The 8,983-nt window shown below is 61.3% G+C and carries 6 protein-coding genes; 3 read left to right on the forward strand and 3 right to left on the reverse strand.

The genetic code is table 11. From position 1 onward, the window contains the following. Positions 1-216: 216 nt before the first annotated feature. Together BEN48_RS13710 and BEN48_RS13715 are read right to left on the reverse strand one after the other, a co-directional pair. Positions 217-1,587, reverse strand: a complete 1,371-nt coding sequence (locus BEN48_RS13710; protein WP_158010193.1) for an alpha/beta hydrolase family protein — start codon at positions 1,585-1,587, stop codon at positions 217-219. Between the two features lie 226 nt (positions 1,588-1,813). Next, positions 1,814-4,402: a bifunctional UDP-N-acetylmuramoyl-tripeptide:D-alanyl-D-alanine ligase/alanine racemase gene (locus tag BEN48_RS13715; protein ID WP_070735496.1), complete on the reverse strand. Its 2,589-nt coding sequence runs from the start codon at positions 4,400-4,402 to the stop codon at positions 1,814-1,816. Between the two features lie 279 nt (positions 4,403-4,681). On the opposite strand from BEN48_RS13715, the gene BEN48_RS13720 reads away from it, so the two are divergent. From BEN48_RS13720 to BEN48_RS13730, 3 genes are all read left to right on the forward strand, one after another. Beyond that, on the forward strand, positions 4,682-5,308 hold the full coding sequence (locus BEN48_RS13720) for a hypothetical protein (RefSeq protein WP_070735497.1): 627 nt from the start codon (positions 4,682-4,684) through the stop codon (positions 5,306-5,308). A gap of 227 nt (positions 5,309-5,535) precedes the next feature. Then, positions 5,536-6,462 (forward strand): hydrogen peroxide-inducible genes activator, encoded by a 927-nt coding sequence (locus tag BEN48_RS13725; RefSeq protein ID WP_070735498.1) that lies wholly within the window; start codon positions 5,536-5,538, stop codon positions 6,460-6,462. 177 nt (positions 6,463-6,639) lie between these two features. After that, positions 6,640-8,079 carry an amidohydrolase family protein gene (locus BEN48_RS13730; RefSeq protein WP_070735499.1) on the forward strand — a complete coding sequence of 480 codons (1,440 nt, stop codon included), beginning with the start codon at positions 6,640-6,642 and terminating at the stop codon, positions 8,077-8,079. Between the two features lie 153 nt (positions 8,080-8,232). Here the strand turns inward: BEN48_RS13730 and BEN48_RS13735 are convergent, their stop codons facing one another. After that, positions 8,233-8,706 carry a CHRD domain-containing protein gene (locus BEN48_RS13735; protein WP_070735500.1) on the reverse strand — a complete coding sequence of 158 codons (474 nt, stop codon included), beginning with the start codon at positions 8,704-8,706 and terminating at the stop codon, positions 8,233-8,235. Between the last annotated feature and the right edge of the window lie 277 nt (positions 8,707-8,983).

Raw genomic sequence — 8,983 nt, forward strand, 5'->3', positions numbered from 1 at the left:
TTTTGTGATACGCCGTCGGTTGCCCAGACAAAGTAATCACGCAACCGTAGCTAAAAAGGCGGTCATGCTTTATCCGGAGCCCGCTTGTCGAAGCATCTTTACTGCAGCAGCAAACTGATTATCTGCGCGGTAGCGATGCTTCGGCTGCGCTCAACATGACGTTCTAAATGCAGCCGTTTACTGCTACACGAGTACTTAAGCCATGCGCTTGCGCGGCTACTTCTTGCTTTGGGCCACTATCCATTCGCGGATGGTTTCCTGGGCCTCCGGGGAGAAGTTGGGCTGCTGCTGGCCGTTGACGATGGGCCACTTGGCAGGCTCCGGCTGGAATAAGTGGTTGACCCCAGCCAGCTTTTTGGAAGTCAGGCCCTTGTTTTTGCTCAGGCCCGAGTTGAGGGCCTTCAGGTTCGTGTCGGCGTTAATGGTGAGGTCAGAAGTGCCGTTGAGCAGCAGCACGGGGCATGACACGGCGCTCAGTTTCTCCACGGGGTTGAAGGCCAGAAAGAAGCGGTAGCGAGCCGAGGTCATCTCGGCCGCGCTCGACTGCGCGGTGGCATTGTCGATAGCGGCGTTGTTTTGCTTCAGCATGTTGGCCACAATGGCCTGCGCCTGGGCATTGTCGGTGGTTTGCCGGATGATTTCGAGCATGGCCAGCTGGCGCTTGGTGGCGGCTTCAATCTGGGGCGTCTCGGTGCCAAGGGTGCGCAGGGTGGTGGCCTGCTGCTGCACCACAATGTCGCGGCCAGGCAAGCCATACGCGGCCAGCGCCACCACAAAAGCTGGGGGCAAGGGCTGCGCCGCGGCCAGCAGCGCCACGTTGCCGCCTTCGCCGTGGCCGATGAGGCCCAAGTGCGCCAAATCGATTTCGGGGCGAGTGCGCAGAAAGTTCATGCCCGCCTGGGCATCGCTCACGAGGTCGTCGGTGGTGACGGCCGGCGTGCCGCCGGATTTTCCCACACCCCGGTCATCGAAGCGCAGCACTGCCACTCCCCGACGGGTCAGGAAGTCGGCGAGCAGGCCCAGCGGGGCGAAGTCGCCCACGGTGCCGTCGCGGTCCTGGGGCCCGGCATCGCTGAGGAGCACCACGGCCGGAAACGGTCCCGGACCGGCCGGGATGGTGAGCATGCCGCTCAGCCGGGAATTGGCGGTGAGGTTGGTGAAAGTGGCTTCTTCCTCGCGGTACGGTGGGGTGAGGCGCACGTTTTTGGCGCTCATGTCGGGCAGTGGACTGAAGTTGAGCACCATGGGCGTTTTAAAGCCGGGTTGCTGCCAAATGCCGCTGATTTGCTTGCTGTCGGCCGAAATTTTTCCAACGAAGCGGCTATTGGACTCCTCGGCAAACAGCCGCACGGTGTCCGCTTTCACTTCCATCTTCACGTTCATGCGGCTCACCTTCTGCATTGGCACATCAAGCGAGCAGAAGTATTCGCCCCCGCTGAGCTTCATGAACCGAAAGATGACCTCGAGCTGGCCGCCGGGCACCTTCAGCTGGCCCTTCCACAGGCCATCCAAGGCTGGGGTGTCGGCGGCGGCAGGAGCAGTGGGGAGGCGGTAGGCACCGACCGGAGGCGCAGCGGCCAAAGCCAAGCACATAAAAAAACCGCCGAAAAAGGCTGATAGACGGAACGTATTGATTGTCATAATAAAGAAAGGCAATAAAAAGCCCGGCATCGTCCTAATTCTGACGAAAAATCAGCAGGCCCACTGTAAAGTAGCAAAATAAATACTTTGCCAACGCTACTTGGCTTTGGGCTGCGGGCAAAATTGTTTCGGGTTCGGCCAACAAGTTTTCTCTGCTCATGTGGGTCGGCCACTACTCACTTACGAACACCCGCTTTACCCGCTCGCTCACGTTGGTAAGCAACTCGTAGGCAATGGTGCCGATGCGGCCCGCCAGTTCCGACAGCGGCAGTCCCTCGCCAAAGAGCAGGGCCACATCGCCGGCCCGGGCCTGGGCAATGTGGGTAACGTCGACCATGCACATGTCCATGCACACCGAGCCCACCACTGGCGCTAGCTGGCCGTGGATGAGCGCCAGGCCCGCCCCGTTGCCGAAGCGCCGGTCGTAGCCATCGGCGTACCCAATGGCCAGGGTGGCGATGCGACGCTCGCTGGTGGAGGCGGCCCCACGACGGCCGTAGCCCACGGTGTGGCCCGCAGGCAGTGTTTTGATTTGGGAAATGGTGGTGCGCAGCTGGCTCACGGGCCGCAGGGCCGCGCTGTCGCGGCCGCTGGCATCTACGCCGTAAAGGCCAATGCCGAGGCGCACCATGTCGAAATGCGCTTCCGGAAAACGCAGGATGCCAGCGGAGTTCAGCGCGTGTTTCAGCACCGCATGGCCCAGGGCAGCTTCCAGGGCGGTGGCCATGCGCCGAAAGGCCGCCAGTTGCGTCTGGGTGAAGTCGTCGTGCGCGTCGTCGTCGGCGGCGGCTAGGTGCGTCATGACGCTGGCGATGGGCAGCCGCGCGGCCTGCTGGCCCAGAAGCGCCACCAGCGCCGGCAGGTCGGCCTCGTCGAAGCCGAGGCGGCGCATGCCGGTGTCGAGCTTGAGGTGAATGGGCGGCCCGGGGCTGGCCGTGGGCGGAAAGGCCGCGAGGTACCCGGCGAGCATTTCAAACGAGTAAATCTCGGGCTCGAGGCGGTAGTGCTGCAGCGTGCCAAAGGAATCGGGGGCCGGGTTCATCACCATAATGGGCAGGCTGATGCCGGCTTCGCGCAGGGCCACTCCCTCGTCGGGGTAGGCCACGGCGAGGTAGTCGGCCCGCTGAAACTCGAGCAGGCTGGCTACTTCGTAAGACCCCGCGCCGTAGGCAAAGGCCTTCACCATCACCATAAGCTTGGTGCCGGGCTTCAGCTGGCGGCGGTAGTGCTGCAGGTTGTGGCTGAGGGCATCGAGGTTCACTTCCAGCACGGTGCCGTGCTGCTGGGCCTGCAAGGCGGCCACAATGCGCTCGAAGCCAAACCGCCGGGCGCCCTTTATCAGGATGACTTCGCGGGCGAAAGCACTGGGGTCGAGCTGGGCCAGAAAAGCCTCAGTGGTGGGGTAGGTGTTAATTAATAATTGAGAATTGGTAATTAATAATGGGTTAGCCTCCCCCGTTTTCGAAGCAGCAGTGGCTTCGCCCGTTGCGGGAATTTTTAATTCATAATTACTAATTCTTAATTCCCTGGAAATCTCCTCTCCGATGCCTACCAGACGTGTGACGCCCGCGGCGGGCAGCAGCGCGGCCACGCGGGCATACAGTTCGGTCCCGCTCAGGCCAGACTCCAGTACATCGCTCAGGATGAGGGTGCGGCGGCCGGGGCGCGACTGCCGGGCCAGGGCGTTGAGGGCCAGCGCCAGGCCGGCCAGGTCGTTGTTGTAGGTGTCGTCGAGCAGGTAGGAATCGTGGCGGCCCAACTTCATTTCGAGGCGCATGGCCACGGGGTGCAGGCGGGCGAGGCGGCGCTGTATTTCGGCTGGCTCGAGCTGGCGGTGCAGCAGCACGGCCAGGCAATGCAGGGCATTCTCCACCGAGGGCTCGTCGGAGAAGGGCAGCGTGAACGCGGCTTCCAGGCCCGCGCCGGCGTAGCGGGCGTGCAGACTGGTGCTGCCGCTGGTGCTCTGGTCGAGGGCGAAATAAATATCGGCGGGCTGCCCGGGATGGCGCGTCCAGTTGAAACCGGGCAGCTGCTGGCTGGCCACAGCGTGGCGCACCGGAGCCTGGTCGTAGCAGTAAAACAGGCACTTAAACTGCGGCCCCTGGAACAGCTGCAACTTTTCGAGCAACTTCTCCTGGCCAGAGGCAAAGCCGGCGTCGTGCGCTGTGCCCAGCGTGGTAAAAATGCCTGCGGTGGGCTGAATGACGGCGGCCAGGCGGGCCATTTCCCCGACCTCGGAAATTCCGGCTTCGAAAATACCCAGGGTGTGGCGGTCGGGCAGCAACTCCCACACGCTGAGCGGCACGCCCACTTGCGAATTGTAGGAGCGCGGCGAGCGGCAGATGTCTTCATCAGGGCTCAGGAGCTGAGTTAGCCACTCTTTGACAATGGTTTTGCCGTTGGAGCCGGTGATGCCGAACACCGGGCCGGCAAACGTGGCCCGGTGGGCAGCCGCCACAGCTTGCAGCGCGGCCAGCGGACTTGCTACCGCCACAAAGCCCGCCTGCGGGTACGCAGCCAGCCCGCCCGGTAGGGGGGCACCTTCTTCCACCACAAAGAGCCGCACGCCCTGGGCGTACAGGTCGGGCAGGTAGCGGTGGCCGTTGTGGCTGGGGCCGCGCAGGGCAAAAAACAAGGCGCCGGCGGGCAGGCCCACCCGCCGGCTGTCAAGCAGCAGGTGGCGGACTTCGGCAGCCGGGTCGGCGGGCGCCTGGAGGAGCGGGCGGGCCAGCAGGGCGGGCAGCGCAGAGAAGAGGAACACAGCGCAAAGGTCGGCGGCAGGGCGGAAACGTGGCGCCGGCCATTTCCCGATTGCGGCAAGTACAGGACTCTCTGTGTTTTTACCAGATATCACGCAAAAACGCCTTTATTACTGATTAACTGAATTTTAAATCATTCTAATGTCTGGTCTGTCTGCATCATCTCATTAAAATCGTTACGGAAAGGAACTTTTTCCCGTTATCCATCACCAGATTTGGTCTGGCCTTTGCAGTGGCACTTAGCATCTCACCCGACTACCTGCCACGTCTTATCTATCCCTATGAAAACATTTACCCGCTCATTCTTTCTGGCAACTCTTGCCGCTGCATCCGGGCTGTTCAGTGCCTGTTCGGACAATGACAGGGACAACGCACCCGCTCCCGCCGACCCCACGCCGGCGCTGCAAATGAGCAGTTACTTTGACTTCGTGACCACCACCCCCGCGGGCGGCACCTCGCACTCGGGCTACGGCACTGGCTACCGGCCTTCTGACATCAAGGCCACCGCCATCTTGGGGCCGCAGGTGCTGGCACTGGATTTTGAGGCGGGCACCGACAACTCCTACTTCGAAGTGGACCGTGCCAAGCTCGGGGCCCAGTGGAAGGGTACTTACGCCCTGCGCTGCCGCAACCGCCCCACCGACCCTGTTTTCACCTCATATGTATATACCGAGCGCAAAAATGGTGGCATCAGCGGTGCCATCTACCGCTTCAGCGAAACGACCCGCGAGCTCACTGGCAACGTCACCATTACGGCCTACGACGCCAAGCGTCAACTGGTGAGCGGAACTTATGAAGTTCGGGCCCCCGAGCAAAACGAACCCAACGCAACCATGACGTTTGGCGGCCCCAAATGCACCATCATCTTGGAAGGCATTTTTGAAAACCTCAAAGTGAAAGCGCAATAAGCAGCAGCCGTGCCCATTTGAGAGGCCGTTCTGATTGTACAGAACGGCTTTTTTTTGATTTGGTGCCAATGAGCAGGCGCCACGCCGGACGCTAGGGCCAGCGACTCATCCATGTTCATAGCTATAACAGATACAACATCTGGTTTAATAACCTTAAATTATATTTGTGTAGCTTGTTATCCCCTCCCTCCTTAAGTTCATCCATACCTCCTCCTGCGTAACACCTGATGAACCTGCAGCAGCTCACCTACCTTGTCGCGCTGGATACCTACCGGCAGTTTGGCCTGGCAGCCGAGAAAAGCTGCGTGAGCCAGCCGGCCCTTAGCGTGCAGGTGCAGAAGCTGGAAGAAGAGCTGGGCGTGCTGCTGTTTGACCGCACCCAGCGCGGAGCCGAGCCAACTGCGGTGGGCACGAAGGTCATTGCGCAGGCCCGCCTGGTGTTGCGCGAAGCCCAGCTGCTGCGCGAGCTGGTGCAGGAAGAGAAAGGCGATGTGGTGGGCGAGCTGCGCCTGGGCGTGATTCCCACGCTGGCGCCCTACCTGGTGCCGCGCTTTTTGGTGGCCCTGACCACGGCCTACCCGGCGTTGCGCATTCGAATAGAAGAGCTGCGGTCCGAAGACATCATGCAGCAGCTCAAGGAGCACCGGCTTGACGTGGGCCTGCTGGTGACGCCGCTCGACGACCGGCAGCTGCAGGAGCTGCCCCTGCTGGACGAGCCGTTTCTGGTACTGGCCTCCGAAACCCACGAGCTGGCGGCAAAAGCCACCGTGCGCCCCGCCGACCTGCAGCTCCCCGGCCTCTGGCTGATGCAGCGGGGCCACTGCTTCCGCAACCAGGTAATGAACCTGTGCGAGGCCGCCTCGCCCAGCGGGGCCGTTACTTACGAAAGCGGGTCCATTGAAACGCTCAAGGAACTGGTGCGCCGGCAGCAAGGCTACACCGTGGTGCCCGAGCTGGCCATGCTCGACGAGGTAGACCACAACCCCTGCATCAAGCGGTTTGAGGCGCCTGCACCAGTGCGGGAGGTGAGCCTGGTGGTGCATCACGGCTTTGTGCGAACCACCCTGCTCGCGGCCCTGCGCGACATGATTCTGGCCAGCGTACCGGCCCGGCTGCACGCCGGCAAGGCTGGCCAGAAGGTGCGCTGGCGGTAAGACAGGCCCTTTGGTGTCTTTTAAGATTGGTACAAACGCGCAATGAGTTGAAGCCATGTCGTTAATTACCAACGGCCACCGGGGCAGCCTGACCGTAGAAACCCAGGCAGGAAAATTTGCTGAGTTCACGGTCCGAATACCCGCCTACCTTTGCCGCCCCCGCTTGCTCATTTCCGCATGAAATTTCTTCGACTATTCCTGGGCCTGGCCGTGACGGTGCTGCTGGCCACCTGCGCCCGCCGGCCCACCAAGCTGGAGATTTACGACGTGGTTATCAACCACGTGAACATTGTGGATGTGCTGACCGGGGAGTTGCGTCCCAACCAGGTGGTGGCCATTGCCAAGGGCAAGATTGTGGAGATACAAGTGGCTGATAAAAAAAGCTACGCGGCCAAACAGTACGTAAACGGCAACGGCCGCTACCTCATTCCGGGCCTGTGGGACATGCACGTGCATTTCCGAGGTGGCGACAGCCTGATTGCGGCCAACAAAAAGAGCCTGACGCTCTTTCTGGCCCACGGCATCACCACGGTGCGCGACGCTGGCGGCGACCTCACGTCCAGCGTGTACCAGTGGCGCAGCGAGCTGGAAGCTGGCCGCATTGCGGGGCCGAACATCTTCACCTCCGGCCCCAAGATTGACGGCCCCCAGGCGTACTGGCCCGGCTCGCTGGAAGTGGAAACGCCCGCCCAGATTCGCCAGGCCCTCGACTCGCTGCAGCGGCTGAAGGTGGACTACGTGAAGATTTACGATAGCAAAATCTCCGGCCAGGCCTACCTCAACACCATTAAGTATGCCCAGCGGCGCGGCATGAAAACCACCGGCCACATGCCCTACTCGGTGAAGCTGAGCGAGGCCGTGAAGAATGGCCTGGATGCGACCGAACACCTTTATTATGTATTCAAGGCGTGTTCGAGCAAAGAAGACAGCCTCACGGCGCTGGTGAAAGCCAGCCTGAGTACGTCTAAGCCGCTGGGCCTGTTTGCCGTGCTGCCCACCATATACGACACCTACAGCCCGGCTGCAGCCACCCGAATTTTCCAGCTGATGGCCAAGCGCCAGACGGCCGCCGTGCCCACGCTGCACATCCAGAAAACGCTGGCCGAGCTGCCCGGCAACGACCACAGCCAAGACACCCTGCGGGCCTACATCGACCCAAAGATTCAGGCTACATATGCGCGGCGCTTGGCCAGCGCCCGCCTGCAGTCGCCCACCGCCAACGCTTTCAGCCGCAAGCTCAACGCCAAGTTTATGAGCCTGATACCGCTGATGCAGGCCGAAGGGGTACCCATTCTGGCCGGTTCCGACAGCGGGCCCTTCAACTCGTTCATCTACCCCGGCGCCTCGCTGCAAGACGAACTGCTGCTGCTGGTGAAGGCGGGCCTCACGCCCCTGCAAGCCCTGCAAACAGCCACCATCAACGGCGCCCGGTTTATGGGCGTGGCCTCTCGCACCGGCACCATCGCCCCAGGCAAAGACGCCGACCTGCTCCTGCTGACTGCCAACCCGCTGGAAGACATCAACAACATTAAGAAAATAGATGCTGTGATATCGCGGGGCAAAGCCTACCCGGCGCCCGCCCTGGCCAATCTGATGCGGGCTATTAAGAATCAGTAAACGAGGGGCTTCGGTAGTCTTACCTGCTTCCCAAACGAGACCTCCGGAACCTGATGAAACCTTAATCATCAGGTTTGAGAAACGCAAAAAGCACCGACCTCACGGCCGGTGCTTTTTGCGTTTCTCAAACAGGCCTGTGAACAGGGTCTGCGCTTATTTAACCGTGAGGTCGGCTCGGATTTCACCGCCGGGCCGGGCAGCGGTGTGCAGGTTGGCGTACACGCCATTGGCCAGCAGGGCGGTGCCTTGCGCCGGGCTCAGGATGGTGGTGCCGGTAATGGGCGAATCGAAGCCGGTGCTGGCCGCGTTGTTGAAAGGGAAAGGCAGGAAAACGGCCCCGTTCACGCCGGGCGCGCCGGTGTGCAGGTGCCCGGCAGTAGGCGTCAGGCCGGAGTACGTTATGGTGAAGCGCAGCTCACGGGTGGCGCGGTCGTAGGTGCCGGCAAAGTTGCCGGTGGCGGCGGTGGTCACGGCGGGCACTTCCTGCGCGCCGGAGAAGGTGGCCGTTACGGCTGGCAGGGCTGGTGCGGGGGCTGGGGTGGGGGTCACTGCCTTGTCGTCGTCCGAACAAGCGGTGGCTGCCAGAAGGCCGGTGGCCAGCAGGAGAGTGGAGAAAATACGGTTCATGGGGTTCAATAAAGTGATGATTAAAAAAGTATTACGATTGGCTAACGCCTGGGTCCGCCTTATTGTTTTTGCTGATATGCGCAAAAGTATATTTTACAGAACAAGCCCTTGAACATTCAGGGGCGGGTCGGCACAAAGCAGGGCAATTAACCCTCCGGACAAGCATTGCCAAAGCAGCAAAACGCCGGCACCCGATAGGCTGAGTTACCGGCAAGCAGCCTGTGCATACAAGCTATTTCTTCCAGCACCTTCAACTGATGACCGAGCGTACACGTCG

It is taken from the genome of Hymenobacter glacialis (assembly GCF_001816165.1).
GTDB classification, from domain to species: Bacteria; Bacteroidota; Bacteroidia; order Cytophagales; family Hymenobacteraceae; genus Hymenobacter; species Hymenobacter glacialis.

What these genes read in the sequence shown, in the direction of transcription:
- BEN48_RS13720 (WP_070735497.1), top strand. Translation starts at nt 4,682, where the DNA reads ATGAAAACATTTACCCGCTCATTCTTTCTGGCAACTCTTGCCGCTGCA.
- BEN48_RS13735 (WP_070735500.1), bottom strand. Translation starts at nt 8,706, where the DNA reads ATGAACCGTATTTTCTCCACTCTCCTGCTGGCCACCGGCCTTCTGGCA.
- BEN48_RS13725 (WP_070735498.1), top strand. Translation starts at nt 5,536, where the DNA reads ATGAACCTGCAGCAGCTCACCTACCTTGTCGCGCTGGATACCTACCGG.
- BEN48_RS13730 (WP_070735499.1), top strand. Translation starts at nt 6,640, where the DNA reads ATGAAATTTCTTCGACTATTCCTGGGCCTGGCCGTGACGGTGCTGCTG.